The following is a 25180-nucleotide window of genomic DNA, read 5'->3' on the forward strand; positions in this document are numbered from 1 at the left end:
GTCACGCCGCCGAATCGGCCTGCACGATGCGCGCGCCGGACTTCCGCAGCGCGCCCAGTGCCTTCACCGGCGCTGAGGGCGCCACCAGCAGCGTGATCCCGGGGCCCAGTGGATTGATCACGCAGGCCGAAGCCGCACCGATCTTCTCGGAAGAAGCCAGCACCACCGTCTCCGCCGACGCGGCCATCAGCGCGCGCTTGATGTGCGCCTCCTCCAGGTCCGCCGTGGTCAGGCCGGCTTGCGCCTGCACGCCGGTCACGCCCATGAAGAAGACGTCCGCGCGGACCTGCGCGATGGCCTGGAGCGCCGCCGCGCCCACGGAAACCACCGAGTGCTTGAACAGCCGCCCGCCGACCAGCACCACCTCGACACCCGCATGCCCGGCCAACTCGACCGCCACCGACGGGCTGTGCGTGACTACCGTAGCACGCAACGACGCAGGCAGGTGCCGCGCCATCTGCACGGCCGTCGTGCCACCGTCGATGAACACCACCTGCCCCGGCAGCACCATGCGTGCGGCGGCGCGGCCGATCAGGCGCTTGTCGGCGGTGGCGATCCTCTCGCGGCCGGGAAAGTCGGCCTCGGCCGGCGCCAGCGGCAGCGCGCCGCCATGCACGCGTTGCAGCAGACCCTCGGCCGCGAGTTCGCGCAGGTCGCGCCGGATCGTGTCTTCCGACAGGCCCAGCTCCTCGCTGAGCAAGCGGGCGACGACCTGTCCCTCGCGCCGCAGCGCGTCGAGGATGTGTTGCTTTCGTTGACGGGTCAGCATGGCCTCGATGGTATGCGAACGATGCACGAATCTGCACGTTTTATCTTGAAGCTACACGAAATTGCCTCTACGATCGTCGCCATGAACCTGCAAGAACGCGTCCGGGTGCACGAAGTCACCCTGCTCTCCGACAACTGGTACGTGCTGAAGAAGACCGCCTTCGACTGGCGCCGCAGCGATGGCCAGTGGCAGCGCATGGAACGCGAAACCTACGACCGCGGCAACGGCGCCACGCTGCTGCCCTACGACCTCGCGCGCCGCACCGTGCTCTTGACGCGGCAGTTCCGCTATCCGACCTTCGTCAACGGCTATGGCGAGTTGCTCATCGAGACCGCGGCCGGCCTGCTCGACGACGCCGCGCCCGAGGAGCGCATCCGCGCCGAGGTCGAGGAGGAACTCGGCTACCGCATGGGCCATGTGCAGAAGGTCTTCGAATGCTTCATGAGCCCGGGCTCGGTCACCGAGAAGCTGCACTGCTTCGTGGCGCCCTACGACGCCGGCATGCGCATCGGCGACGGCGGCGGGCTGGCCCATGAAGGCGAGGACATCGAGGTGTTGGAACTGGACATCGACGAGGCGCTGGCCATGGTCGCGGACGGGCGCATCGTCGACGGCAAGACGGTGATGCTGCTGTATCACGCTCGGCTGCATTTGTTTGTTTAGGACTGTCCGGGAAGTCACGCAGGGGCGGATGGGTATCACCGTCATGGCGACTTCCATCGCTACACTTTCCGCCTCATGTTCCGCTCCCGGTCCGCCCATCGCTGCCTCACCGCCTTCGTGGTGATGCTGTCGCTGTTGTTCTCGCAACTGGCGCTGGCGAGCTACGCATGTCCGGCCATGGCCGCGCCCGAGTCGATGGCCGAGCGCATGGCCCGCGGCGCGCCGTGCGAGGGCAGCGACGAGGCGCAGCCCGTGCTGTGCCACCAGCATGCGGTCAACGCGTCGCAGTCCTTCGAGCCGGCCAAGCCGGTCACGCCTTCGCTGCCAATGGTGGTGCAGGTGCTGCCGGCACCCGCCTTGCTGCCGGCGATGGAAGGCGCGGGCCTGCCCTTGGCTCACGCGCCCGAGCAGCGACCTCCGCCCGACCCCGTTTTCCTCGCGACGCGCCGGCTGCGCGTTTGACATCTCCGTCGACCTGACCGGCGCTGGCGCGGCTTGTCCGCTTGCCAGCGATCGCCTCGTTCGCTTGCGGAGATTCCATGTCCTTTTCTCGTTTACGTACGGCCGCGTTGGCCGTGGCGCTGCTGCCATTGCTGGCCAGTGCCGACACCCTTTCCCTGGAGGCGGCGTTGCAGCGTGCCGTCCAGCGTTCCGATGCCGCCCGCGCCTCGCGCGCCAGCGTGCTGAGCGCCACCGAGAGCGCCCGCGCCGCCGCGCAGTTGCCCGACCCCACGTTGCGTGTCGGCATCGACAACCTGCCCGTCACCGGTCCTGACCGCTTCAGCACCACGCGCGAGCCGATGACCATGAAACGCGTCGGCATCAGCCAGGAGTGGCTGTCGACGGACAAGCGCAACGCGCGCCAGGCCGCCGCCGACGCCATGGTCGAGCGCGAATCCGTGCAGGCCCGTGCGGCAGTCGCGGATGTCCGACTGCAAACGACGCTGGCCTATGTCGATGCTTTCTACGCCGAAGAGTCGTCGCGGCTCGCCACCGCGATGGAACACCATGCGCGGGAAGAATTCGAGGCCGCACGCGCACGGCTCGCGGCGGCGACAGCCGGCAGCCAGGAAGTGCTCGCGCTCGGCGTCGCACGCGGGCAGGCTGAAGACGAGGCGAGCGAAGCCCGGCAGCAGCAGAACGCCGCCAGGCTTGCCCTGCAACGCTGGATTGGCGCAGCGCCGGATGACCTCGTCCCGCTGGTCGACGTGCCGCCCCCCGGCGAAGACGCGTACGTGGCTGCGCACCCAACGGTCGCCGCGTTGCAGCGGGACCTCGAGGTGGCGAAGCGAAGCGCCGCGGTGGCCAGCAGCAACCGCGCCCCCAACTGGACCTGGGAAGTCGGCTACGGCCAGCGCACGGGCTATTCGGACCTGGTGTCCGTCGGCGTGAGCATCCCGATCCCCGTCGCGCCCGACGCACGCCAGGACCGCGACACCGCCGCGCGGCTCGCCCTGGTCGACAAGGCCGAGGCCGACCTCGCGGAAGCCACGCGCGTGGCCACGACGCAATACCAGACGCTGCAGGCCGACGCGCAGCGCCTGCGGCAGCGCATCGAGCGCTATCGCGCCAGCGTGCTCACGACCGCCGCGCAACGGACCGCCGCCGCGATGGCCGCCTACCGCTCCAACCAAACGCCATTGACCACGCTGTTCGAGGCGCGCCATGCGGAGGTCGAGGCGCAACGCAAGTTGCTCGCGTTGCAGCGTGAGCTGGCCAGGACGCTGGCCCAACTGGTCTTCCGCCCCATCCAACTCACTGCCGAGGTGTCCCCATGAAACGCACCCATCTCGTGGCGCTGTCGTTGCTCGCTGCCGTGCTGATCGCGGGCGGCGCCTTTCATGCCGGTCGCACGCTGGCGCCCCACGCGGACCACGCCGTGCAAGCGCCCGCCCCCAGCACACCTGAACCCGCAAGCGAAAAGAAGATCCTCTACTGGCACGACCCCATGGTCCCCGGCGCGCGCTTCGACAAGCCCGGCAAGTCGCCCTTCATGGACATGCAACTCGTCCCCGTCTATGCCGATGCCGACAGCGCCAGCGGCACCCGGATCGATCCCTCCGTGCAACAGAACCTTGGCATCCGCCATGCCACGGTGCGACGTATCGAAACGAACACATCGATCGACGCGATCGGCTCGGTGCAGTTCGACGAGCGGCTCGGCGTGGCAGTGCAGACGCGCGTCGCCGGCTATGTCGAGCACCTGGCCGTGCGCGCGCCGATGGCGCAGGTGCGCAAGGGCCAAGCGCTTGCGACGGTCTTCGCGCCGGAATGGCTGGCGCCGCAGAACGAGCTGCTGGCATTGCAACGCGCGGGAGTCTCGCAGGATGTCGTCGCGGCGGCGCGCGATCGCATGCGCGCCATGTCCATTCCTGCCGACCTCATCCGCCAGAGCGAGAAGGCCGGCACGGCGCAAGCCCGCTTCACCTTGACCGCGCCCGCCAACGGCGTCGTCACCGAGCTGGGCGTGCGCGAAGGCATGGCCGTCACACCCGGCATGACGATGTTCCGCATCGGCGGCCTCGACAAGGTCTGGGCCGTGGTCGAGATTCCCGAGGCGCAGGCGTCGCGCATCCGCGTCGGGCAGAAGGTCAAGGCGTTGCTGCAGGCCGATTCGACGCAGTCCTTCGAAGGCGAACTGGCCGAGATCCTGCCGCAGGTCGATGCCACCACGCGCACCTTGAAGGCCCGCTTCACGGTCGACAACGCGAAACGCAAGCTGGTGCCGGGCATGCTGCTGCGGCTGCAAGTGGCCGGGCCGAAGACCACGCGCCTGGTCGTCACCTCGGAGGCGGTGATCCGCACCGGCAAGCGCGCGCTCGTGATCGTGCGCAAGGCCGACGGCGCCTTCGAGCCGCGCGACGTGACGCTCGGCGCGGACCTGGGCGACGACATCGAGATCGTCGATGGCCTGGCCGAAGGCGAGCAGGTCGTCGCGAGCGGCCAGTTCCTCATCGACTCCGAAGCCCGCCTGCGCAGCGTGCTCGGCAACATGGCGCCGCAGAAGCCATGATCGCCGCGCTCATCCGCTGGTCCATCGGCAACCGCCTGCTGGTGCTGATGGCCACGCTGCTGCTCGTCGCGGCCGGACTTTGGTCCGTGCTGCGCACGCCGCTCGACGCCCTGCCGGACCTGTCGGACACGCAGGTCATCATCCGCACGCCCTGGCCCGGCAAGGCGCCGCAGGTGATGGAGGACCTGGTCACCTACCCGATCACCACCACCATGCTCGGCGTGCCCGGTGCGAAGACGGTGCGCGGTTATTCCTTCTTCGGCGACTCCTTCGTCTACGTGCTGTTCGACGACAAGACCGATCCGTACTGGGCCCGCTCGCGCGTCGTCGAGTACCTCAACCAGGTTCAGGCTCGCCTACCCGCCGGCGCCAAGCCCGCGCTGGGGCCGGACGCGACCGGCGTGGGCTGGGTCTACGAATACGCGCTGGTGGACCGCAGCGGCGCGCACGACCTCGCGCAATTGCGGGCGCTGAACGACTGGTTCCTCAAGTTCGAGCTGAAGACCGTGCCCGACGTGGCCGAGGTCGCCAGCATCGGCGGGATGGTGCGACAGTACCAAGTGGTGCTGGACCCGGATCGCATGCGTTCACTCGGCATCACGCAGGCGATGGTGGTCGACGCGCTGCAGAAGGCGAACCAGGCCAGCGGCGGTTCGGTGGTGGAAATGGCCGAGGCCGAATACATGGTGCGCTCGCGCGGCTACCTGCGTTCGCTCGACGACTTCCGGACCATCCCGCTGACGCTGTCCGGCGCCACGCCGGTGCTGCTGCGCGACGTGGCCACGGTGCAGATCGGGCCCGAGATGCGCCGTGGCATCGCCGAGCTGGACGGGCAGGGCGAGGTCGCGGGCGGCGTGGTGGTGATGCGCTCCGGCAAGAACGCCCGCTCGACGATCGAGGCGGTCAAGGCGCGGCTCGAATCGCTCAAGCCGGGGCTGCCAGCGGGCGTGGAGATCGTGCCGGTCTACGACCGCTCGCTGCTCATCGACCGCGCCGTCGACAACCTGCGCACCAAGCTGGTCGAGGAATTCATCGTGGTCGCGCTGGTGTGCGCGGTGTTCCTGTTCCACCTGCGTTCCGCGCTGGTGGCGGTGGTGGCCTTGCCTATTGGCGTGCTGGCTGCTTTCATCGTCATGCACTGGCAGGGCGTCAACGCCAACATCATGTCGCTGGGCGGCATCGCGATCGCGATCGGCGCGATGGTCGACGGCGCGATCGTGATGGTGGAGAACCTGCATCGACACATCGAGGCTTTCGAGACGAAGCACGGGCGGCCGCCGGACGCGCAAGAGCGCTGGCGCCTGGTGGCCGATGCCTCGGTGGAAGTCGGGCCCGCGCTGTTCTTCTCGCTGCTGGTGATCACGCTGAGCTTCGTGCCGGTGTTCTCGCTGGAGGCGCAGGAAGGGCGGCTGTTCTCGCCGCTGGCCTTCACCAAGTCCTATGCGATGGCGGCGGCGGCCGGCTTGTCGGTGACGCTGATCCCGGTGCTGATGGGTTATTTGGTGCGCGGGCGCATCCCGCACGAGGCGGCCAATCCGGTGAACAGGCTCCTGATGGTGATCTATCGGCCCGCGCTGGAAGCGGTGCTGCACTTTCCGAAAGCCACGCTGCTCATCGCCGCGCTGCTGCTGGCCTTGAGCATCGTGCCGCTGCTGCGCCTGGGCGGCGAGTTCATGCCGCCGCTCGACGAGGGCGACCTCTTGTACATGCCGTCGGCCCAGCCCGGATTGTCGGTGTCGAAGGCTGCCGAACTCCTGCAACAGACCGACCGCCTGATCAAGACGGTGCCGGAAGTGGCGCGCGTCTTCGGCAAGGCCGGCCGCGCCGACACGCCCACCGACCCGGCGCCGCTCGAGATGTTCGAGACCACGATCCAGTTCAAGCCGCGCGAAGAATGGCGCGCCGGCATGACGCCCGACAAGCTGGTCGCCGAACTGGACCGCATCGTGAAGGTGCCGGGCCTGACCAACGTCTGGGTGCCGCCGATCCGAAACCGCATCGACATGCTGGCCACCGGCATCAAGAGCCCCGTCGGCATCAAGGTCGCGGGCGCGGACCTGGCCACCATCGACGCGCTCACGGGTCAGATCGAGGCGGCGGTGAAGAAGGTGCCGGGCGTGTCCTCGGCACTGGCCGAGCGGCTCACCGGCGGGCGCTATGTCGACGTGGACGTGGACCGCGCGGCGGCGGCGCGCTACGGGCTTACCGTGGCCGACGTGCAGGCGCTGGTGTCCACCGCGATCGGCGGCGACAACGTCGGCGAAGTGATCCAGGGGCGCGAACGCTATCCCATCAACGTGCGCTATCCGCGCGAGGTGCGCGACTCGCTGGAGCGCCTGCGCACGCTGCCCTTCGTCACCGACAAGGGCGCGCAATTGTTGCTGCAGGACGTGGCCCGGGTCCGCATCGAAGACGGCCCGCCGATGCTGCGCAGCGAGAACGCGCGGCTGTCGGGCTGGGTGTATGTCGACGTGCGGGATCGCGACCTGCGCTCGGCCGTCAACGACATGCAGGCGGCCGTCGCCCAGTCTGTGCAACTGCCAGCGGGCTATGCGGTGTCCTGGTCGGGCCAGTTCGAATACCTGGAGCGCGCGACGGAGCGCCTGAAGCTGGCGGTGCCGGCGACGCTGGCCGTCATCCTCGTGCTGCTGTACCTGCTGTTCCGGTCCTTCGGTGATGCACTGCTGGTGATGGCCGCCGTGCCCTTCTCGCTGATCGGCGGGCTTTGGCTGGTGTGGGCGCTCGGGCATGCGGTCTCGGTGGCCACGGCCGTAGGCTTCATCGCGCTGGCCGGCGTGGCGGCGGAATTCGGCGTGGTGATGCTGGTCTACCTGCAGAACGCCCTGTCGCGGCGCCTCGCGGCCGGCGAGCCGCCCAACGAGCAGACATTGCTCGCCGCCATCCGCGAAGGCGCGGTGCTGCGCGTGCGGCCCAAGGCGATGACGGTGGCGGTGGTGATGGCAGGGCTGCTGCCAATCCTGTGGGGCAGCGGCACCGGGTCCGAGGTGATGAACCGCATCGCCGCGCCGATGGTCGGCGGGATGGTGAGCGCACCATTGCTGAGCATGCTGGTGATGCCGGCGGCCTGGTACCTGTGGCGTCGGCGGGGCCTGGCGAGCGCAGGCGCCGCAACTTCGGCCTCGACCTCACCCGCGGCCACAACCGGCGACGCCGCGCTCGCGAGTGCAGCTGAAGGCATCGCCGACCAAAGCACACCTCGACCCGGATAATCCGCCGATGCGATTCACCCCCCTCGTCCCCGTGGCCGCCGCGGCGCTGTTCAGTCTCGGCGCCGCCGCCCAGCAAGCCCTGCCCCAGGAAGTCGAGGCTGCGTTGGCCCGCGCCAAGGTGCCGCGCGATGCCGTCACCATGCTGGTGGTCGATGCCGAGAGCGGCAAGCCGCCGCGCCTGGCCTGGCGCTCGCAGGCACCGGTGAACCCGGCTTCGATCATGAAGCTGGTCACCACCTACGCCGGCCTCGACCTGCTCGGTCCGGCGTTCGCCTGGACCACGCCCGTCTACATCGACGGCCCGGTCAGCAACGGCGTGCTCAACGGCAACCTCTACATCAAGGGCCAGGGCGACCCGAAGCTGGTGGTCGAGCGCCTCTGGCTGCTGATGCGTCGCGTGCAAGGCCTCGGCATCCACACCGTGGCCGGCGACATCGTCATCGACCGCAGCGCCTTCGAGGGTCAGACCGAGCCCGACCCCGCCGCCTTCGACGGCGAGCCGTTGCGGCCCTACAACGCAGCGCCGGATGCGCTGCTGATCAACTTCAAGTCGGTGGTCATGACCTTCGTGCCCGACCGCCAGGCGCAGACCGCGCAGGTCAATTTCGAACCCTCGCTGGCCGGCGTCACGATGCAGCCCACGGTACCGCTGTCCGCCGGCGAATGCGGCGACTACCGCAGCAACCTGCGCGCTGATTTCAGCGACCCGACCCGCATCCGCTTCAACGGCAGCTTCGCCGCGGCCTGCGGCGAGAAGACCTGGGCCGTGGCCTATGCGGACCCGCGCAGCTATGCCGCGCGCGCGGTCGGCGGCATGTGGGCCGACATGGGCAACCAGCTCAAGGGTCAGGTGCGCGAGGGCCGCGTGCCGGCCGGTCTCAAGCCCGCGTTCGAGGCCGTCTCGCCGCCGCTGGCCGAGGTGATCCGCGACATCAACAAGTACAGCAACAACGTGATGGCGCAGCAGCTGTTCCTCACGCTGGGCCTGCAGCAGAAGAACCGCGGCACGCTCGACGGCGCGCGCACCGCCGTGCGCCAGTGGTGGAACGACCGCATCGGCACCGGCGAAGGCCAGCCCGTGCTCGACAACGGCTCCGGCCTGTCGCGCGAGGAACGCATCACCGCCGCGGCGCTGGCCAAGATGCTGCAGCATGCCTGGCGCTCGCCGGTGATGCCCGAGCTGATGTCGTCGCTGCCGGCCAGCGGCGTCGACGGCACCCTGAGGAAGCGCGCGCTGCGCTCGGGCGGTACCGCGCACCTCAAGACCGGATCGCTGCGCGACGCGGCCGGTGTGGCGGGCTATGTCGACGGCGACAGCGGCCGTCGCTACGTGCTGGTGGCCATTGCCAACCATGCCAACGCCGGTGCCGCGCGCGCCGCCTTCGATGCGCTGGTCGACTGGGCCACACAGGATCAATAGCCCATCGCCGCGCCCGGCGCGCGGTCGTTCCGTTCCCATCGATCGGGCTCCGTTTACACGACAAGCCCTAGTACCTTTGGCGTAGGTCATGGGCTAGGATCGTCCGCGTTCGTCCAAAACCAAATTCAGGGAAAAACCAATGAGACACCTCCAGATGTGGAGCGTGGCGGCCGCGGCCGCCGCCTTGACGGCATGCGGTGGCGGCGGCGGAAACAGCAACGACGCCTTCCTGCCGATCCTCCTGGCCACCACGGCCGCACAAAAGACGCCCGACACCCCCGTCACCCCACCCACCCCCGCCCCAGGCTCGCTGCGCGAACCCGCCGTCGTCGCGGCCACGCTCAGCGCCACCCAGATCGACGCCGCCACCCAGGCCAGCGGCGCGCAGGCGCTCACCGGCAAGGCAAAGTGCGATGTCAAGGTCGTCCCGCTCGACTACAACACCGTCGGCGTCAAGGGCGAGCCGGCCAATGCCTCGGGCGTGCTGCTGCTGCCGGCGGGCGCTTGCGCCAGCAACCCCGCGCCGCTGCTGGCCTATGCCAAGGGCACCGACGTGCAAAGGCCGCGCACCCTGGCCAATCCGCAGGACAGCGAGACGCAACTTCTCATCGCCTTCTATGCGGCACAGGGCTATGCGGTGGTCGCCACCGACTACCTCGGCTACGCCAAGTCCACCTACAGCTTCCACCCGTACCTGCATGTCGATTCGGAAGCCAGCGCGGTGGTGGACTCGCTGCGCGCAGCGCGCCTGGCGGCGGCCAGCCAGTCGGCCACGCTGTCGGGCAAGGTGATGTTCACCGGCTACTCGCAGGGCGGCCATTCGTCGATGTCCGCGCAGCGCGCCGCCGAGCGGGACAACGCCGCGGAGTTCAATGTCGTGGCGGCGGCCCACCTGGCCGGCCCGTACTACCTGTCGAACACCATCAAGTCCACCAACGCCATCGCGGGCTACCAGATCTTCGTGCCCTTCCTCATCAATGCGTACCAGAAGGTCTACGGCGACGTCTACGCGAACACCAGCGTCGTCTACCAGGCGCCCTACACCAGCGACGCATACAACGCCAAATTCGGCAGCATCGCCAACCTGCTGCCCAGCCCGACGCTCAACTACACCACGCTCATCACCAGCGGCGCCGTGCCGGGCGCCAACGGCGAGACGCCGGCCCAGGCGCGCGATGAACTGTTCCAGCCGGCGTTCCTGTCCGACGTGCTGAACAACCCGGCCAACACGCTCTACCTGGACGCGAAGAAGAACGACCTGCTCGGCTGGAGTCCCAAGGCCCGCACCCTGCTGTGCGGCGGCGCCGGCGACCCGACCGTGCCGCCGGCGGCGCACATGGTCCCGCTGATGGCGGACTTCCAGGCGCGCGGCGTGACGACGGTGAGCAGCATCGACGTGGATCCCCAGATCCAGGCCACCTACGGGCCCGACGGCATGGCGCCGACCGACCCGGCATCGCCCGCCTTTACCACCTACTACGCCAAGTACCACGGCACCTACGAGCCGCCGTTCTGCCTGTTGGCCGCGCGCACGTTGTTCGATGCGCTGAAGTAGCAGCCCGGGCAGAAAGGCCCCGGCAGGCGGGCTTGGCCCTGCCTATTGCTCCGCCAGGATCAGCGCCGCACGGTAGGCGGCACGGCCGGCCGCCTTGACGTGGCCGACCTGCGTGCGCAACTGGCGCTCCTCTTCCGCCGCCGTGTGCCCGGCCGCGGCGCGCAGCAAGTCCTGGCTGACGACGAGCAAGGTGCTCGCCGAAGTCAGGCAGCAATGGATCGCGGATTCCCTCGACTGCCCGAGATAGCGGGCCTCCTCCTGGAGAACGCCGGGGTCGCCGGCCGCGGGCGGGGACGAAACAGGCGGCGGCGATGGCAGGCCACTGTCGACACGCGCCAGCACACGCTCGATGGCAGCGAGCGCGCCGCCAATCAACTCCAATTCGGCCGGGTTCGCTTTCATGATCCTCCCTGGATCGGTGTTCGGTCGCACGCATTCTTGCGAGGCGGACCGCCGGTGTCGAGTCAAATTTTGACGAGTGTCATCAAAAGCATGAACGCGCGACCGAAAAGCGCGAAACGCTCAATCAGCGGCGGCGGCACGTCGCAGCCGATCGCGCACGCCTTCCCACTCGGGCGCATCGGGCGGCGTCTCGATCCAGATCAAGCGCGCGCCGCCCGCATCGAATTCGCGCAGCACCGCAAAGAGTTGTTGCGCCGCAGCGACCGCATCGTCGGGCATGCGCCGTTGCAGCACGCGCTGCGACCGGCTCTTGAGCAGGCTGCGCGACCACACCGCGATGTGCGCGGCCTCGGCGCCCAGCACGTCGAGCCCGGTTTGCAGCGCACGCGCATCCATCAGGCGGACCTTGGCCTGCGGCGCGTAGTGCGCTTCCAGCGTCCCGGAGGCACGGGGATCGGGCTGGGCCAGTTCGGCGGGGTCGCGCACGCGCTCGCCGCAGGCGGCCTCGATCTGGGCGCGCGTGATGCCGCCGGGCCGCAACAGCACCGGAACGCCCCGGCTGCAATCGATGATGGTCGACTCGATGCCGACATGGCAGGGGCCGCCGTCGATGACCATCAGGCTGTCGCCGAACTCGTCATGCACATGCGCCGCGGTGGTCGGGCTCACGCGGCCGAAGCGGTTGGCGCTCGGGCCTGCCAGGCCGGGCACGCCCTGCGCCAGGCAGGCCGCCAGCAGCGCCTGCGCCACCGGATGCGCGGGGCAACGCAGGCCGATGGTGTCCTGTCCGCCGGCCGCAGCCGCGCCCACGCCGGGCCGGCGCGCAACGATCAAGGTCAATGGGCCGGGCCAGAACACCTTCTCCAGCAACTCGGCGAAGGGCGGCAGCGGCTGGGCGAAACGCGACACCGCCTCGGCGCCGGGAGCGCCTGCGGCCACGTGAACGATCAGGGGATGGTCGCTCGGGCGCCCCTTGGCCGCGAAGATACCGGCGACCGCGGCGTCGCTGGCGGCGTCCGCCCCCAAGCCGTAGACCGTCTCGGTCGGAAACGCAACCAGGCCGCCGGCGCGCAACAGCACCGCGGCTTGGCGGATGGCGTCAGGGGATTGGCCGTCGAGGATCATGGCAGGCCCCGGAGTGTCAGAGGCATGCTCATTCCGACAACGGTATCGCCAAGCCCAGCAACGCCGCCGCGAAATCGGCCGTGCCCCGCACCGCATCGATATCCGCGCCAGTCACGTTGAGGTGCCCCATCTTGCGGCCGCGCCGCGCCTCGGCCTTGCCGTACAGATGCAGATGCACACCCGGCAGCGCGAGCACATCGGCCCAGGGCGGCTCGCGTGGCGTATCGCCATCCGGGAACCACAGGTCCCCCAGCAGGTTCAGCATGATCGCCGGGCTGTGCTGGCGCGGCTGCGTCAGCGGCAGGCCCGCCAGCGTGCGCACCTGCAACTCGAACTGCGAGACATCGCTCGCGTCCATGCTCCAGTGGCCGCTGTTGTGCGGGCGCGGCGCCATTTCGTTGACGACCAGCGTGCCGCCCATCAGCACGAAGAACTCGACGCACAGCACGCCGACGTATTCGAGCCCCTCCGCGATCGACCGGGCCGCCGCCGTCGCCTGCTCCGCCACGTCGGCGGGCATGCTGTATTCATGGACCTCGGTCACGGCCAGGATGCCGTCGCGGTGGAGGTTGCGCTGTGGTGGCAGATGCACCATCAGGCCGTCGCGGCCACGCGCCACGATCACCGAGCATTCGAAGTCCAGCGGCAGCATCTTCTCGAGCACGCAGGCGACGCCGCCGGCGGCCTGCCAGGCGGCGGCCAACTCGTCACGCGTACGCACGCGCTGCTGGCCCTTGCCGTCATAGCCGAGGCGCGCGGTCTTCAGGATGCCGGGCAGAAGGTCTTCGTCGACGTTGGCGAGGTCTGCCGCCTCCTGGAGCACGGCATGCGGCGCACAACTCACGCCACAGCGCGTGAAATGCGCCTTCTCGCGGATGCGATCCTGCGCAATGGCCACGGCCGCCGCGCCAGGAGACACAGGCCGCGCCACAGCGAGGTGCTGCAGCGAAGGCGCAGGCACGTTCTCGAACTCGGTGGTGATGGCGTCCGCGAGGCCGGCGAGCCGCGCCAGGCCGTCGACGTCGGCATAGCCGGCGGGGATGTGGTGGTGGCTGACGTGCCCGGCGGGGCTGTCCGGGTCCGGGTCGAGCACCGCCGTGGCATAGCCCATGCGCTGCGCCTCGTGCACGAACATGCGCCCGAGCTGGCCGCCGCCCATCACGCCGAGCGTGGCGCCGGGAAGAATGGGTGCGCTGCTCTCGCGCGCCGCGCTCACAGCGCGCCCCCGCCCTGCGGCGAGAAGAGCGGAGGCGCGGCGCCGTGCGGTGCGGCATCGGCACCCGGCGGCGGCAGGGTCATGGCTTGCGCCGCAGCCGTCTGTGCGGCGCGGAAGGTGTCGAGCTGGGTGCGCAGGCGCGGATTGTTGACCGCCAGCATGGCCACCGCGAAGAGCGCCGCATTGGCCGCGCCCGCGTTGCCGATGGCAAAGGTGGCGACCGGCACGCCCTTGGGCATCTGCACGATGCTGTAGAGCGAATCGACGCCCTGCAGGTGCCGGCTGGCCACCGGCACGCCGAGCACCGGCACCGTGGTCTTGGAGGCGAGCATGCCCGGCAGGTGGGCCGCGCCGCCCGCGCCTGCGATGATGGCGGCCAGGCCGCGCGGGGCGGCGTTCTCGGCGTAGGCGAAGAGCTGGTCCGGCATGCGATGGGCGGAGACCACTTGCGCTTCGTGCGCGATGCCGAATTGCTGGAGAATCTCGACGGCGTGGCGCATCGTCTCCCAGTCGGAGTTCGAGCCCATCACCACACCGACCTGGATTGCTTGGTTCATGGTCGCAATTTTACGTTTGACACACCTTTCCCGATGATCGACATCACCCTCGACAACTTTCAGGCCAAACTCATCGAAGGTTCGATGGACGCGCCCGTGCTGCTGGACATCTGGGCCGAATGGTGCGGTCCCTGCAAGCAGCTCGGGCCGGTGCTCGAGCAACTGGAGGTCGAATACGCCGGCCGCTTCACGCTGGCCAAGCTCGACGCCGACAAGGTGCCGCAGATCTCGCAGCAGCTGAGCCAGATGTTCGGCGTGCGCAGCATCCCCTTCTGCGTGATGTTCAAGGGCGGGCAGCCGGTGGACGGCTTCGTCGGCGCCGTGCCGGCCGCGGAGATCCGCAAGTTCCTCGACAAGCACGTGCCGGCCGCCGAGGAGCTCGAAGCCGCCGCGCAGGAAGAAGCCGCGCAGGAGGCGCTGGCCGAAGGCGACACCGAGGGCGCGCTCGAAAAGCTGCAGCACGCGGTGGCCACCGACCCGGCCAACGACGAAACCCGCTTCGACTACATCAAGCTGCTGCTGCAAGAGGGCCGCGACGACGACGCCAAGGTGGCTTTCGCGCCGGTGATCAGCAAGGCCCCTGGGGTACGCCGCTTCGACGCGCTGCAACGCTGGATGGACGCGATCGATTTCGCCAACCCGCCGACTGGCGCCGCGCCCGCGCTGGCCGACATCGACGCGAAGATCGCCGCCGCCAAGCGCGACTTTCCCGCCCGCTTCGACCGCGCCCGCCTGCTGATGGCCGCGCAGCAATGGACCGACGCGATGGACGAACTGCTGGAGATCCTCATGCGCGACAAGGCATGGAACGAGGAACTGGCGCGCAAGACCTACGTAGCCATCCTCGAAATCATCGAGCCGCCGAAGGTGAAGGTGGCGGACGGGCAGATCCCGCCGGCCGACCCGACCGTCTCCACCTACCGCCGTCGCTTGAGCAGCGTCGTGCTGAGCTGAAATCAAGCCCATCTGGATGGAGCCCGCACCATGCCCGCAACCCCACTGTCGCCTTCGGTGGCTTCCCGGCTTCGCAACGCCGCGCGGCTCGCCTGCGCCGGCATCGCCATGGCCGCGCTCACGGCTTGCTCCAGCGTGAGCCTTGACGAACCATTGGAAGGCACGCCCTGGCGGCTGGTGCAACTCGACGGCCAGCAGGTGATGATCGGCGCCGATCCGAAGATCGACCCGACCCTCCAGTTCGACGCCAGCACGCAGCGCGTGAGCGGCAATGGCGGCTGCAACAACCTCTCGGGCGGCTACAAGCGCAATGGCAGTGCGCTGCGCATCGGTCCGCTGGCCTCGACCCGCAGGGCCTGCATCGATGCCGGCCGCTCGCGCCTGGAAATCCGCTTCCTGGCCGCGCTGGAAGCGACCGCTGGCTATACCGTGAAGGGCGGCCAACTCACGTTGCTGGACGGCCGCTCGATGCCGCTGGCGGTGCTCGACCTCGGCGTGCGGGCGGCTTCGCCTCCTTGAAAGGGGCTACCAGCGCGCGGGCAGCGGCTTCAGGATGGTCAGGGTGCTGCGCTCGTCGAGCAGGTACTCGCCGCGCTTGAGGTCCATCATCAAGCGGCTCACCATTTCACGGGAGCAGCCGATCTCGCTGGCGATGGTCTGGTGCGTGAGCCGGCCGATGACCAGGGTGCCGTCGGGCTGCGGTTGGGCGCGTTGTTCCAGCAACACCTTGAGTCGGGTGTACACGTCGAGCAGCGCCATGCTGCGGGCGCTTTCCGTTGCCAGGCGAGCGCGGCGGATCAGGCGCAGGATCAGCCCCATCGCGAATTCCGGCTCCGACGCGATGTGGCGCAGCACGGTCTCGCGCGTAACCACGGCGCAGAGCGTCGGCTCGACCGCCTGCACGCTGGCGGAGCGCAGGCCGCCATCGAGCGACATCTCGCCGACATACTCTCCCGGGCCATGGTGGCTCAACGTGGCCTCGCGCCCACGCGAATCGGAGACAAAGGCACGCAAGCGTCCGGCAAGCACGACATAGATTGCATCCCCCCGATCACCCTCGTTGATCAATACCGCATGCGCCCGGTAGCGGCGCTGCACGCCCAAGGCGGCTAGCTTGAGCACGTGAGGGGGCAGGGTGGAAGTCGGATCGGCATGCGATTCGAAAGCGGGCGACGGCATTCACCGAATATAGAGCCGACTCCGCCGGCCCAACTGTCACCAAGTCACCCCAGTTGGCCTCTTGTTGATCGGGCTCAACCGCCTGTGGTCACTCGCGGCAGCGGAATCGCCGGATGCGCCCATTCACGTGCGGCGATCCACAGTCCGGGAGCGCCGCAGGGGCATCCGACGAGAGCGCCCCTCAACCCTGCATGCGCAGGGCCGACACCACCTGCGGCATGCGCGAGACGCGATGCACGACCTCGCGGATGCTGCCGCTGCCGGTCTTCTGCCGCACGTTCTTGATGTGGGTGCGCACGGTCGACAGGCAGATGCCCTGCAGGCAGGCGATTTCCTCGGCGCCGTGCCCCGCACAGAGCTGGGCCAGCACGTTCTGTTCCGCACGGGTGAGTTGCTTGGCGCGCGCGAACATCTGCATGGTGATGGTCTCGCAGCCCGCCGAGCGGCTGCACATGATGAGCACGGTGTCGACGTCGGCACCGGTGTCGCGCGGACCCAGCGGAATGAAAGCCAGCGACAGCGGCTCGCTGGCATGCTCCAGTTCGACGATGCTGCGGCACCCGCGCTCCGCATCCTTCAGCGCCTGGCGGATCGGGTTCTGCCAGCCGGGCTGCGCCGCGTTGAGCATGCCATCCACATTGCGCAAGGTGCGCTGCGCCGCCAATTCGCGCAGCGCCGGATGGTTGGCATGCAGGATTCGGCCGGTGAGGTCGACCAGCATGAGCCCATGGTCGATTTCGTCGAGCACGCGGGCCAGCATGCCGGCATGAAGAGCCTCCGGCGGGGGCATGCTCACCGGGGTGGAAGTGGTCCAGGACTGCGGATAGGTTGCCAGATTCATGTCGCTCTCCTCAATCGTTGGGATGAGGAGAGTGTGCGGATTCGGTACGCTGGCAGGTGGGGACTATTGCCGCCGCATTTGTGACTTATTCACATTGACAGAGCGGCCGGAAAGTGAGCGCTAACCGGTCAAGCGCTCCAGCGCCTCGCGGTACTTCGCGGCGGTCTTCTGGATCACTTCGGCCGGCAGGCGTGGCGCAGGCGGCGTCTTGTCCCAGGGCTTGCCGTGGATCTTCGCGGCCTCCAGCCAGTCGCGCACGAACTGCTTGTCGTAGCTCGGCGGGTTGGCGCCAGTGCGCAGCGCCTCCTCGTAGCCTTCCACCGGCCAGTAGCGCGAGCTGTCGGGCGTCAGCACCTCGTCCATCAGCACCAGCGTGCCGGATTCGTCCAGGCCGAACTCGAACTTGGTGTCGGCAATGATCATGCCCTTGGCCAGCGCGATCTCGGCGGCGGTCTCGTAGAGCTGGATGCTGGTCTCGCGGATCTGCTGCGCCAATGCGGGGCCGACGATCTCCACGACACGGTCGTAGCTGATGTTCTCGTCATGCTCGCCGGCCGCTGCCTTGGCCGCGGGCGTGAAGATCGGGCGCGGCAGCCTGCTCGCGTTGGTCAGGCCTTCGGGCAGCGGCACGCCGCAGACGGCGCGGTTGTCCTGGTATTCCTTCCAGCCGCTGCCGGCCAGGTAGCCGCGCACCACGGCCTCGACCGGGATGGGCTTCAGGCGCTTGACCAGCATCGAGCGGCCGGTGACCTGCGGCACTTCCTCGGGTTGCACCGCGCTTTCGGGTGCATCGCCGGTCAAGTGATTCGGGCAGATGTGGCCGAGGCGGTCGAACCACCACAGCGCCATCTGCGTGAGGATCTCGCCCTTGCCGGGGATGGGCTCGCCCATGATCACGTCGAAGGCGCTCAGCCGGTCGCTCGCCACCATCAGGATGCGGTCGTTGCCGACGGCGTAGTTGTCGCGGACCTTGCCGCGGGCCAGCAGGGGCAGGCTCTGGATGGAGGAGGTGTGGACGGTGGTCATGGCAATGTCAGACGGGGTTCGATGGCCGCAAGGGCAATGAAGTCACGGTCGGCGTGCAACAGCGGCTCGCCGGCCTCGATGGCGCACGCAGCGATCAGGCAATCGTTGGCGCTGCGGATGGTACAGCGCACACAGAAGCCCCGTACGCCGCTTTCGGGTCGTAGCCGTCGGCAATCACGCCGCTACCGGCAAGTTTCAGCAAGCCAGGATAGCCAGGCGCGCACACATAGGCGCGCAATGCGGCTTCGATGGCCGCCTGCCTGGTCTTGACACCCGCGCGCACCATCACCTGCGCGACCAAATGGTCATCGAGAACGAGGTGGGTCCGGGTTTTCAAAGCGAGCTCCTTGCATGCGCCTTCGATATGCAGCCGTGCATTGTGGCAACAAAAAGGCCGCCTGGACGGGCGGCCTTCTGCGTGACGCTCGCGGAAATCAGACCACCGCTTGCGCCAGTTCACCCTTGGCGTACTTGGCCGCGACGACCTGCAGCGTGTCGCCCTTGATCTTCGGGCCCTGGCCTTCGCAGCCGAATTCCAGGTAGCGCTGCTTGCAGATCAGGCGGGCGGCTTCGCGGGCCGGCTTCAGCCATTCGCGGGCGTCGAACTTCTCGGGGTTCTCGGCCAGGAACTTGCGCACGGCACCGGTCATGGCCAGGCGGATGTCGGTGTCGATGTTGATCTTGCGCACGCCGTGCTTGATGGCTTCCTGGATTTCCTCGACCGGCACGCCGTAGGTTTCCTTCATGTTGCCGCCGTACTGGCGGATGATGGCCAGCAACTCCTGCGGCACGCTCGACGAGCCGTGCATCACCAGGTGGGTGTTGGGAATGCGGGCGTGGATTTCCTTGATGCGGTCGATCGCCAGGATGTCACCGGTGGGCTTGCGGGTGAACTTGTAGGCGCCGTGGCTGGTGCCGATGGCGATGGCCAGCGCGTCGATCTGGGTGCGCTTGACGAAGTCGGCGGCCTGCTCCGGGTCGGTCAGCAGCTGCTCGCGCGTCATGGTCGCGTCGGTGCCGTGGCCGTCTTCCTTGTCGCCCTTCATGGTTTCGAGCGAGCCGAGGCAGCCCAGTTCACCCTCGACGGTGACCCCCACGCGGTGGGCCATGTCGGACACCTTCTTGGTGGTCTCGACGTTGTATTCGTAGCTGGCGATGGTCTTGCCGTCGGCTTCCAGGGAGCCGTCCATCATCACCGAGCTGAAGCCCAGGTCGATGGCGCCCTTGCAGACGTCGGGGCTCTGGCCGTGGTCCTGGTGCATGACCAGCGGCACGGTCGGGTAGGCCTCGATGGCGGCCATGATCAGGTGCTTGATGAAGGCTTCACCCGCGTACTTGCGGGCGCCGGCGCTGGCTTGCAGGATGACGGGGGCGCCGACTTCCTTGGCCGCTTCCATCACGGCCTGCACCTGCTCGAGGTTGTTGACGTTGAAAGCGGGAATGCCGTAGCCGTTTGCGGCTGCGTGGTCCAGCAGTTCGCGCATCGATACAAGTGCCATGGGGTGCCTCTGTAGGTGTGGAAGTAGGGAAAAGTACTGACCGCGATTCTATCGACCCCCTCCCTGTCCGAAGGTCGATGGCCCGCATGCCCATGGGTATGTGCCTACGGCAATCCGAGGAATTTCACGATCGGCGGCAGAACCGGCCCGCCCAGCCAGTGCAGCGGCTTCGCGACATTGGCGATCAGGGTGACGTGGCCGAGGTCGTCGAACTCCTGGACCTGCACGTCGACGCCTGCCGCGCGCAGGTGCTCGGCCATCTGCCGCGTGTTGCGGATCGGGTTGACCAGCGTGTCCTTGCCGACCGCCATGAGCAGGGTACGAGGGGCGGCGGACGTGACGTGGCGCAGGGGCTGCGACTCCGGCAGGGTGTTGGGCCAGTCGAAGGCGAGCTTGGCGTCCGGGTTCTCGATGGGCAGGAAGTCGTAAGGGCCGGCCAGGCCGATCCAGCCGGCGAGCTGCCTCGGGCTGGAGCCGAGGGCTCCCAGCCAGCGATCGTCGAGCGCCACCATCGCCGCGTTGTAGGCGCCGGCGCTGTGGCCCATGACGTAGACCTGCTTCGGGTCGGCGCCGAGGCGCTGCGCGTTGTCGAGCGCCCATTTGACGGCCAGCGCGCTGTCCTGAACGAACACCGGGTAGCGGAAGGCCGGCGAGAGGCCGTAGTCGGGCAGCACGACCACCGCGCCTCGCGACGCCAGCGCCTCGCCGACAAAGCGGAAGGTCGCTCGATCGCCGGTGGTCCAGGCGCCGCCGAAGAAGAACACCACGAGCGGGCGCCGCCCAGCGGCCGGCAATGCGGTGGGCAGCGGCAGGAACACATCCAGCTTCTGGCGCGGCGCCGTGCCGTAGGCCACGCCGCCTTCGAAGTCATAGGTGTCGCGCGGCACTGCCCGGTCCAACAACTTGGCAGGGGAGCAAGCAGAGAGAAGCGCGGCACCGAGGGCGGCGGCCAGCAACGCGGCACGCCGCATGAAAGGAGCGAGGGTCATGGCGCCAATACGCCGCTCGGCGCGATACGGATTCGCGACCCTGCGTCCCACCCCGAAACGACCGGATGATTGTGCGCAATCACCCGGTCCATGATCCGGTCAGACGGCCCGGCAGATCTTCAGCATGTTGGTGCCGCCCGGCGCGCCCATCGGCTCGCCGCAGGTGATCGCATACACGTCACCGCTCTGCACGATGCCGCGCTTCTTCAGGTGCGCCTCGGCCTGGTCGAGCGCGGTGTCGCGGTCGCTTTGCGAATCCATCAGCAGCGGACGCACATTGCGGTACAGCGCCATCTTGCGCTGCGTGGCCAGTCGCGAGGTCAGGGCGTAGACCGGGATGTGCGCCGCATGCCGGCTCATCCACAGCGGCGTCGAGCCGGATTCGGTCATCGCCACGATCGCCTTCGCGCCCAGGTGGTGCGCGGTGAACAGTGCGCCCATGGCGATCGACTGGTCGATGCGGTTGTAAGTGTGGCCGCTGAAGTCGGTGTCGCGGGTCTTGTCCTCGGCGGCTTCGGCGGCTTCGCAGATGCGGCTCATCTCCTGCACCGTCTCCAGCGGATAGCGGCCCGAGGCGGTCTCGGCCGAGAGCATCACGGCATCGGTGCCGTCGAGCACGGCATTGGCCACGTCGCTGACTTCGGCGCGCGTGGGCACCGGATTGGTGATCATCGACTCCATCATCTGCGTGGCGGTGATGACCACGCGGTCCATCTCGCGCGCCATGCGGATCATCTTCTTCTGCAATGCCGGCACGGCCGCGTTGCCGACTTCCACGGCCAGATCACCGCGCGCGACCATGATGCCGTCGCTGGCGCGGATGATTTCCTCCAGCTTGGGGATGGCCTCGGCGCGTTCGATCTTGGCGATCAGGCCCGGCTTGTGGCCATGGTCCGCCGCGGCCACGTTGCAAAGCTGGCGCGCCATTTCCATGTCCGTCGCGTTCTTCGGGAAGCTCACCGCCACGTAGTCGGCCTTGAAGCTCATCGCGGTCTTGATGTCTTCCATGTCCTTGCCGGTCAACGCCGGCGCGGTCAGGCCGCCGCCTTGCTTGTTGATGCCCTTGTTGTTGGACAGCTCGCCGCCGAGCTTCACCGTGGTCAGCACCTGCTCGCCCTTGACCGCATCGACGGTCAGCACGATCAGGCCGTCGTTGAGCAGCAGCTTGTCGCCGGCCTTCACGTCGCGCGGGAGGTCCTTGTAGTCGAGGCCGACGCCGTTGACGTCACCCAGCTCGGTACGCGCCGCATCCAGCAGGAACTTGGCACCAGGCTCCAGCCAGACCTTGCCTTCGGCGAACTTGCCGACGCGGATCTTCGGACCCTGCAGATCGGCCATGATCGCCACCTCGCGCCCGGTGCGGCGCGCCGCCTCGCGCACCATCTCGGCACGGTTGATGTGGTCCTGCGCCGTGCCATGGCTGAAGTTCAGCCGCACCACGCTGACCTTGTTCAGGATCATCTGCTCGAGCAGCTCCAGCGTGTTGGAGGCCGGGCCGAGCGTGGCGACGATCTTGGTGGCGTGGCGGGGAAGGCGGGCGGGGGTGTCCATGGTGCAAGTCTCCGGGTGCGTTGTGGTTATGAGAGGTCTTCAGGCAATCCACCCCGCCGCGCCCGCGAGACGAGCGCGAACGGGTTCAGTTCAATCCAGGGCGCTCACGCCGATGCGCGCCGGGTCAGGATCTCGAAGGCCGGCAGCGTCTTGCCCTCGAGGATCTCGAGGAAGGCGCCGCCGCCGGTCGAGATGTAGCCGACCTTGGATTCGATGCCGTACTTGGCAATCGCGGCCAGCGTGTCGCCGCCGCCGGCGATCGAGAAGGCCGGGCTGTCGGCGATGGCTTCGGCGATGGCCTTCGTGCCATTGGCGAAGGCATCGAATTCGAATACGCCGACCGGGCCGTTCCAGACGATGGTGCCGGCTTCGCGCAGTTGCGCGGCGAGTTGTGCGGCGGTCTTTGGGCCGATGTCGAGGATCAGGTCGTCTTCGGCGACTTCGTTCGAAGCCTTGACCGTGGCGGGCGCATCGGCCGCGAAGGCCTTGGCCGTGACCACGTCGACCGGGATCGGCACGGCGGCGCCGCGCGCGCGCATGGCGTCGATGACGGCCTTGGCCTGGTCGAGCAGGTCGGGCTCCGCCAGCGACTTGCCGATCGGCAGGCCGGCGGCCAGCATGAAGGTGTTGGCGATGCCGCCGCCGACGATGAGCTGGTCGACCTTCTCGGCCAGGCTCTTGAGGATGGTGAGCTTCGTGCTGACCTTGGAGCCCGCGACGATGGCGACCAGCGGGCGCTTGGGCGTGGCCAGTGCGCGGGTGATGGCGTCGATCTCGGCCGCGAGCAGCGGGCCGGCGCTCGCCACCTTGGCGTACTCGGCGATGCCGTAGGTGGTGCCTTCGGCGCGGTGCGCGGTGCCGAAGGCGTCGTTCACGTATATGTCGCACAGCGCGGCCATCTTCTTCGCGAGCGCGGGGTCGTTCTTCTTCTCGCCCTTGTTGACGCGGCAGTTCTCGAGCAGCACCACGTTGCCGGGCTTCACGTCGACGCCTTCGACCCAGTTGGCGACCAGCGGCACCTCGCGGCCGAGCAACTCGCCCAGCCGCGCCGCGACAGGCGCCAGCGAATCTTCAGGCTTGAATTCGCCCTCGGTCGGACGGCCCAGGTGCGAGGTCACCATGACCGCCGCGCCCGCGGCCAGCGCCTGCTGGATGCAGGGCACGGAGGCGCGGATGCGCGTGTCCTCGGTGATGCGGCCGGTGTCGTCTTGCGGCACGTTGAGATCGGCACGGATGAAGACGCGCTGGCCGGCAACCTTGCCTTGGGCGCACAGATCGGAAAAGCGGATGACGTTCATGCGCTTGATTCTAGGAGTCCGTCGTGGCCGCGCCTGTACGCGTTGGCAACGAACTGATGCGCTGCGACAGCGCATCGCGAAAGCGATCCCTCTACAACCGATCCACCCTCACCAACATGGGTTTGATGAACAGGACGCCTCGTACTGCTGCGCGGCCCATGCGCCTGCATGCGGAAATGTCCTCTGCGCCAGTGCGCCGGCAGATGGACACGCCTTGCAGCAGCGGCCCGCGCACCGTGAACAATTTGGCTAACGCCGCGCCACGAAGAGCCGGTCGCCATTCCTGCCCCCCGGTAGCGCACCTTGGCGAAGCCGAAGACGCGCTTGATGACTCCGATGAAGTCGGGAACTTGCCGGTGCATGCCCTGACCACGCCATGGAAATCGAAACTAATCGCCCCAACGCCACCTCTGTCAGTTGATCTGCGTGTTGCGCATCTTCGACTGCTCGAAATAGCTTCCGGTGAAGTCGACGTGCTCGCCCGACAAGCCATCGGCCTGGATGCCGCTACCGGTGCAACCCAGCACGACCACGCTGGACCAGTGGCTGCGGTCGAAGGTCAGCCCGTTCCATTGGCATCGGTTGAAGTTGGAACTGCTGATTCGGCTGCTTTGAAACTGCGACTGGGCAAAAGTGCAGTCGGTGAAGGTGCATCCAGTGATCGAGATGCTTGAGAAATCGCAGGCCGTGAAGGTGCAGCCGATGAACTGGCAGCCAGTCCATCCTGCTTGCTTGAAGGTCGTTGCGCTGAAACTGCTGCCGGTGAAGGTGGACGCGGCGAACTGCGCGAGGTTCAGGTCCAGGCCGGCGTAGACGCCGCTGTCGCTCTGGCCTGCCAAGCCGGCCGGGGCTCCGCCGATGCCCTTGCGCCAGACGTCATGGGCTCGGATGATGAATTTAGCCGACATATGATTTTTATTGTCGCAGTCAAGTTAGTAACGCTTGTATGTACTCCAAGCAGAAATGTCGCCACCAGCTTCGTCAAAAAAATCATCGCATGTGATTTCTATCGGATTTCCACTAGGATCAAAAACACGAGCAACGTAACCGCCAGGGGTCATCATCACAAAATCGAATTCAACGCCTAGCTCTTTTAGTTTAATACAATAACTCGGAAAATTCTTTGCAATTGAGTATTCAAATAGAGAATTTTTCTCCCCCTTTAACTCCGCCCGCGCATATTTGAACATGACTTTAATTTTGCAATCTTCTTTGTCGATGTAAAAAGTACCCTCTTCGTCGGAAGGAAATTCGAGAATCTTTTGATAAAAGTGCTCTGTGTCTTGCATTTTTCGTTTTGAGACTGGGATAAAGAAAATTACTGACATTATTGATTATCTCCGTATCTTCCTCTTGCCACCGGTCTTGAACTTGGTTTTGATCCGCTCCTGGCAGAATCGGTGGCGCATCTATTGCTTTTATAAGTTCTTGCACCGGTTCGACCCAGAACTTTCTTTTCCGCCGCATAAAACGGACTCAGATTGCCTCCATCGGGGCCGATGTCGATAAATCCATACCCGTCTGCTACTCGGTCGCGAATCCATTTCGCATTCCCCCCAACGGCCTTTTGCTCCCATTCTTTTGTACCTCGCTCGAAACGAGAGGCACCGGATTCCTTTACTACTCCCGCCCAATCTTTTCCAATTGTTCTGAATTCGTGGCACGGGAATTTTTCCCTCCACGGATGCTTGTCCCTCGCCGATTACAACGTATCTTGATAATCCTAGCGGATCAATCCAACCCGTGGAATTCGGGGCGAATTGCTGAAGATTAAGTCCCCCTGCCAGCTTGATGGGATCACTGCTGACGAACCGGCCGCTGCCCGGGTCATAGTACCGATACCGGTTGTAATGCAGCCCGGTCTCTTCATCAAGGTACTGCCCCTGGAACCGG

General features: G+C 67.3%; 26 protein-coding genes and 1 pseudogene. 9 read left to right on the forward strand and 18 right to left on the reverse strand.

The window, feature by feature from the left end; genetic code table 11:
- Position 1: 1 nt before the first annotated feature.
- Positions 2-769, reverse strand: a complete 768-nt coding sequence (locus WKW79_RS24660) for a DeoR/GlpR family DNA-binding transcription regulator (protein WP_340337881.1) — start codon at positions 767-769, stop codon at positions 2-4.
- Between the two features lie 81 nt (positions 770-850).
- On the opposite strand from WKW79_RS24660, the gene WKW79_RS24665 reads away from it, so the two are divergent.
- The 7 genes from WKW79_RS24665 (at position 851) to WKW79_RS24695 (ending at position 10650) form a co-directional block, all read left to right on the forward strand.
- The gene (locus WKW79_RS24665) at positions 851-1432 is read left to right on the forward strand and encodes an NUDIX hydrolase (protein WP_340337857.1); all 582 of its coding nucleotides are present in this window, start codon (positions 851-853) and stop codon (positions 1430-1432) included.
- A 75-nt stretch (positions 1433-1507) separates the two neighbouring features.
- Entirely contained in the window at positions 1508-1894 is a 387-nt protein-coding gene (locus WKW79_RS24670; protein WP_340337858.1) for a hypothetical protein, read from the forward strand.
- Positions 1895-1971: 77 nt separating this feature from the next.
- Entirely contained in the window at positions 1972-3210 is a 1239-nt protein-coding gene (locus WKW79_RS24675; protein ID WP_340337859.1) for a TolC family protein, read from the forward strand.
- Positions 3207-4445, forward strand: coding sequence for an efflux RND transporter periplasmic adaptor subunit (locus WKW79_RS24680; protein WP_340337860.1), 1239 nt, complete (start codon positions 3207-3209; stop codon positions 4443-4445). Before WKW79_RS24675 ends, WKW79_RS24680 begins: the two co-directional genes overlap by 4 nt.
- Positions 4442-7675 (forward strand): efflux RND transporter permease subunit, encoded by a 3234-nt coding sequence (locus WKW79_RS24685; protein ID WP_340337861.1) that lies wholly within the window; start codon positions 4442-4444, stop codon positions 7673-7675. Before WKW79_RS24680 ends, WKW79_RS24685 begins: the two co-directional genes overlap by 4 nt.
- Positions 7676-7682: 7 nt before the next feature.
- Entirely contained in the window at positions 7683-9095 is a 1413-nt protein-coding gene (gene dacB, locus WKW79_RS24690; protein ID WP_340337862.1) for a D-alanyl-D-alanine carboxypeptidase/D-alanyl-D-alanine endopeptidase, read from the forward strand.
- 139 nt (positions 9096-9234) lie between these two features.
- Complete coding sequence (locus tag WKW79_RS24695; protein ID WP_340337863.1) at positions 9235-10650, forward strand: lipase family protein; 1416 nt, start codon at positions 9235-9237, stop codon at positions 10648-10650.
- A gap of 42 nt (positions 10651-10692) precedes the next feature.
- Here WKW79_RS24695 and WKW79_RS24700 read toward each other — a convergent pair whose 3' ends face one another.
- The 4 genes from WKW79_RS24700 to purE all read right to left on the reverse strand — a co-directional run bounded on the left by WKW79_RS24700 (position 10693) and on the right by purE (position 13950).
- Positions 10693-11052: a hypothetical protein gene (locus WKW79_RS24700; protein WP_340337864.1), complete on the reverse strand. Its 360-nt coding sequence runs from the start codon at positions 11050-11052 to the stop codon at positions 10693-10695.
- Between the two features lie 120 nt (positions 11053-11172).
- Positions 11173-12177, reverse strand: a complete 1005-nt coding sequence (locus WKW79_RS24705; RefSeq protein WP_340337865.1) for an L-threonylcarbamoyladenylate synthase — start codon at positions 12175-12177, stop codon at positions 11173-11175.
- 28 nt (positions 12178-12205) lie between these two features.
- A complete protein-coding gene (locus WKW79_RS24710) occupies positions 12206-13393 on the reverse strand; it encodes a 5-(carboxyamino)imidazole ribonucleotide synthase (RefSeq protein WP_340337866.1) in 1188 nt (395 codons plus the stop codon).
- Positions 13390-13950 carry a 5-(carboxyamino)imidazole ribonucleotide mutase gene (purE, locus tag WKW79_RS24715; RefSeq protein ID WP_340337867.1) on the reverse strand — a complete coding sequence of 187 codons (561 nt, stop codon included), beginning with the start codon at positions 13948-13950 and terminating at the stop codon, positions 13390-13392. The genes WKW79_RS24710 and purE overlap by 4 nt, the downstream gene beginning before the upstream one ends.
- A 33-nt stretch (positions 13951-13983) precedes the next feature.
- On the opposite strand from purE, the gene WKW79_RS24720 reads away from it, so the two are divergent.
- Both WKW79_RS24720 and WKW79_RS24725 read left to right on the forward strand, forming a co-directional pair.
- Positions 13984-14904: a tetratricopeptide repeat protein gene (locus WKW79_RS24720; RefSeq protein ID WP_340337868.1), complete on the forward strand. Its 921-nt coding sequence runs from the start codon at positions 13984-13986 to the stop codon at positions 14902-14904.
- A 30-nt stretch (positions 14905-14934) separates the two neighbouring features.
- Positions 14935-15423 (forward strand): META domain-containing protein, encoded by a 489-nt coding sequence (locus WKW79_RS24725; RefSeq protein ID WP_340337869.1) that lies wholly within the window; start codon positions 14935-14937, stop codon positions 15421-15423.
- Between the two features lie 6 nt (positions 15424-15429).
- Here WKW79_RS24725 and WKW79_RS24730 read toward each other — a convergent pair whose 3' ends face one another.
- From WKW79_RS24730 to WKW79_RS24780, 13 genes and pseudogenes are all read right to left on the reverse strand, one after another.
- Positions 15430-16083, reverse strand: coding sequence for a Crp/Fnr family transcriptional regulator (locus WKW79_RS24730; RefSeq protein ID WP_340337870.1), 654 nt, complete (start codon positions 16081-16083; stop codon positions 15430-15432).
- 181 nt (positions 16084-16264) lie between these two features.
- Positions 16265-16924, reverse strand: coding sequence for a helix-turn-helix transcriptional regulator (locus WKW79_RS24735; protein ID WP_340337871.1), 660 nt, complete (start codon positions 16922-16924; stop codon positions 16265-16267).
- Positions 16925-17044: 120 nt separating this feature from the next.
- The gene (locus tag WKW79_RS24740; protein WP_340337872.1) at positions 17045-17950 is read right to left on the reverse strand and encodes a phosphoribosylaminoimidazolesuccinocarboxamide synthase; all 906 of its coding nucleotides are present in this window, start codon (positions 17948-17950) and stop codon (positions 17045-17047) included.
- A complete protein-coding gene (locus WKW79_RS37070; protein WP_422823961.1) occupies positions 17947-18081 on the reverse strand; it encodes a PIN domain-containing protein in 135 nt (44 codons plus the stop codon). The genes WKW79_RS24740 and WKW79_RS37070 overlap by 4 nt, the downstream gene beginning before the upstream one ends.
- Positions 18045-18410: a type II toxin-antitoxin system VapB family antitoxin gene (locus tag WKW79_RS24745; RefSeq protein ID WP_340337873.1), complete on the reverse strand. Its 366-nt coding sequence runs from the start codon at positions 18408-18410 to the stop codon at positions 18045-18047. The genes WKW79_RS37070 and WKW79_RS24745 overlap by 37 nt, the downstream gene beginning before the upstream one ends.
- Positions 18385-19449, reverse strand: coding sequence for a class II fructose-bisphosphate aldolase (fba, locus tag WKW79_RS24750; RefSeq protein WP_340337874.1), 1065 nt, complete (start codon positions 19447-19449; stop codon positions 18385-18387). The genes WKW79_RS24745 and fba overlap by 26 nt, the downstream gene beginning before the upstream one ends.
- A 104-nt stretch (positions 19450-19553) precedes the next feature.
- Entirely contained in the window at positions 19554-20438 is an 885-nt protein-coding gene (locus WKW79_RS24755; protein ID WP_340337875.1) for an alpha/beta hydrolase, read from the reverse strand.
- Positions 20439-20537: 99 nt separating this feature from the next.
- Entirely contained in the window at positions 20538-21989 is a 1452-nt protein-coding gene (gene pyk / locus WKW79_RS24760; protein ID WP_340337876.1) for a pyruvate kinase, read from the reverse strand.
- 104 nt (positions 21990-22093) lie between these two features.
- Positions 22094-23287, reverse strand: coding sequence for a phosphoglycerate kinase (locus WKW79_RS24765; RefSeq protein WP_340337877.1), 1194 nt, complete (start codon positions 23285-23287; stop codon positions 22094-22096).
- The gene (locus tag WKW79_RS37220; RefSeq protein ID WP_479694197.1) at positions 23284-23649 is read right to left on the reverse strand and encodes an AcrVA2 family anti-CRISPR protein; all 366 of its coding nucleotides are present in this window, start codon (positions 23647-23649) and stop codon (positions 23284-23286) included. The genes WKW79_RS24765 and WKW79_RS37220 overlap by 4 nt, the downstream gene beginning before the upstream one ends.
- Before the next feature lie 51 nt (positions 23650-23700).
- Positions 23701-24195 (reverse strand): pentapeptide repeat-containing protein, encoded by a 495-nt coding sequence (locus tag WKW79_RS24770; protein ID WP_340337878.1) that lies wholly within the window; start codon positions 24193-24195, stop codon positions 23701-23703.
- A 24-nt stretch (positions 24196-24219) separates the two neighbouring features.
- Positions 24220-24576, reverse strand: a complete 357-nt coding sequence (locus WKW79_RS24775) for a VOC family protein (protein ID WP_340337879.1) — start codon at positions 24574-24576, stop codon at positions 24220-24222.
- Positions 24577-24614: 38 nt separating this feature from the next.
- A pseudogene (locus tag WKW79_RS24780) lies at positions 24615-25180 on the reverse strand (RHS repeat-associated core domain-containing protein); the annotation flags it as partial.

This window comes from Variovorax robiniae, from assembly GCF_037889955.1.
In the GTDB taxonomy this organism is placed as follows: domain Bacteria; phylum Pseudomonadota; class Gammaproteobacteria; order Burkholderiales; family Burkholderiaceae_C; genus Variovorax; species Variovorax robiniae.

Coding starts and splice junctions, on each gene's coding strand:
- WKW79_RS24660 (WP_340337881.1), bottom strand. CDS start 769: ATGCTGACCCGTCAACGAAAGCAACACATCCTCGACGCGCTGCGGCGC.
- WKW79_RS24665 (WP_340337857.1), top strand. CDS start 851: ATGAACCTGCAAGAACGCGTCCGGGTGCACGAAGTCACCCTGCTCTCC.
- WKW79_RS24670 (WP_340337858.1), top strand. CDS start 1,508: ATGTTCCGCTCCCGGTCCGCCCATCGCTGCCTCACCGCCTTCGTGGTG.
- WKW79_RS24675 (WP_340337859.1), top strand. CDS start 1,972: ATGTCCTTTTCTCGTTTACGTACGGCCGCGTTGGCCGTGGCGCTGCTG.
- WKW79_RS24680 (WP_340337860.1), top strand. CDS start 3,207: ATGAAACGCACCCATCTCGTGGCGCTGTCGTTGCTCGCTGCCGTGCTG.
- WKW79_RS24685 (WP_340337861.1), top strand. CDS start 4,442: ATGATCGCCGCGCTCATCCGCTGGTCCATCGGCAACCGCCTGCTGGTG.
- dacB (WP_340337862.1), top strand. CDS start 7,683: ATGCGATTCACCCCCCTCGTCCCCGTGGCCGCCGCGGCGCTGTTCAGT.
- WKW79_RS24695 (WP_340337863.1), top strand. CDS start 9,235: ATGAGACACCTCCAGATGTGGAGCGTGGCGGCCGCGGCCGCCGCCTTG.
- WKW79_RS24700 (WP_340337864.1), bottom strand. CDS start 11,052: ATGAAAGCGAACCCGGCCGAATTGGAGTTGATTGGCGGCGCGCTCGCT.
- WKW79_RS24705 (WP_340337865.1), bottom strand. CDS start 12,177: ATGATCCTCGACGGCCAATCCCCTGACGCCATCCGCCAAGCCGCGGTG.
- purE (WP_340337867.1), bottom strand. CDS start 13,950: ATGAACCAAGCAATCCAGGTCGGTGTGGTGATGGGCTCGAACTCCGAC.
- WKW79_RS24720 (WP_340337868.1), top strand. CDS start 13,984: ATGATCGACATCACCCTCGACAACTTTCAGGCCAAACTCATCGAAGGT.
- WKW79_RS24725 (WP_340337869.1), top strand. CDS start 14,935: ATGCCCGCAACCCCACTGTCGCCTTCGGTGGCTTCCCGGCTTCGCAAC.
- WKW79_RS24730 (WP_340337870.1), bottom strand. CDS start 16,083: ATGCCGTCGCCCGCTTTCGAATCGCATGCCGATCCGACTTCCACCCTG.
- WKW79_RS24735 (WP_340337871.1), bottom strand. CDS start 16,924: ATGAATCTGGCAACCTATCCGCAGTCCTGGACCACTTCCACCCCGGTG.
- WKW79_RS24740 (WP_340337872.1), bottom strand. CDS start 17,950: ATGACCACCGTCCACACCTCCTCCATCCAGAGCCTGCCCCTGCTGGCC.
- fba (WP_340337874.1), bottom strand. CDS start 19,449: ATGGCACTTGTATCGATGCGCGAACTGCTGGACCACGCAGCCGCAAAC.
- WKW79_RS24755 (WP_340337875.1), bottom strand. CDS start 20,438: ATGACCCTCGCTCCTTTCATGCGGCGTGCCGCGTTGCTGGCCGCCGCC.
- pyk (WP_340337876.1), bottom strand. CDS start 21,989: ATGGACACCCCCGCCCGCCTTCCCCGCCACGCCACCAAGATCGTCGCC.
- WKW79_RS24765 (WP_340337877.1), bottom strand. CDS start 23,287: ATGAACGTCATCCGCTTTTCCGATCTGTGCGCCCAAGGCAAGGTTGCC.
- WKW79_RS37220 (WP_479694197.1), bottom strand. CDS start 23,649: ATGCACCGGCAAGTTCCCGACTTCATCGGAGTCATCAAGCGCGTCTTC.
- WKW79_RS24770 (WP_340337878.1), bottom strand. CDS start 24,195: ATGTCGGCTAAATTCATCATCCGAGCCCATGACGTCTGGCGCAAGGGC.
- WKW79_RS24775 (WP_340337879.1), bottom strand. CDS start 24,576: ATGCAAGACACAGAGCACTTTTATCAAAAGATTCTCGAATTTCCTTCC.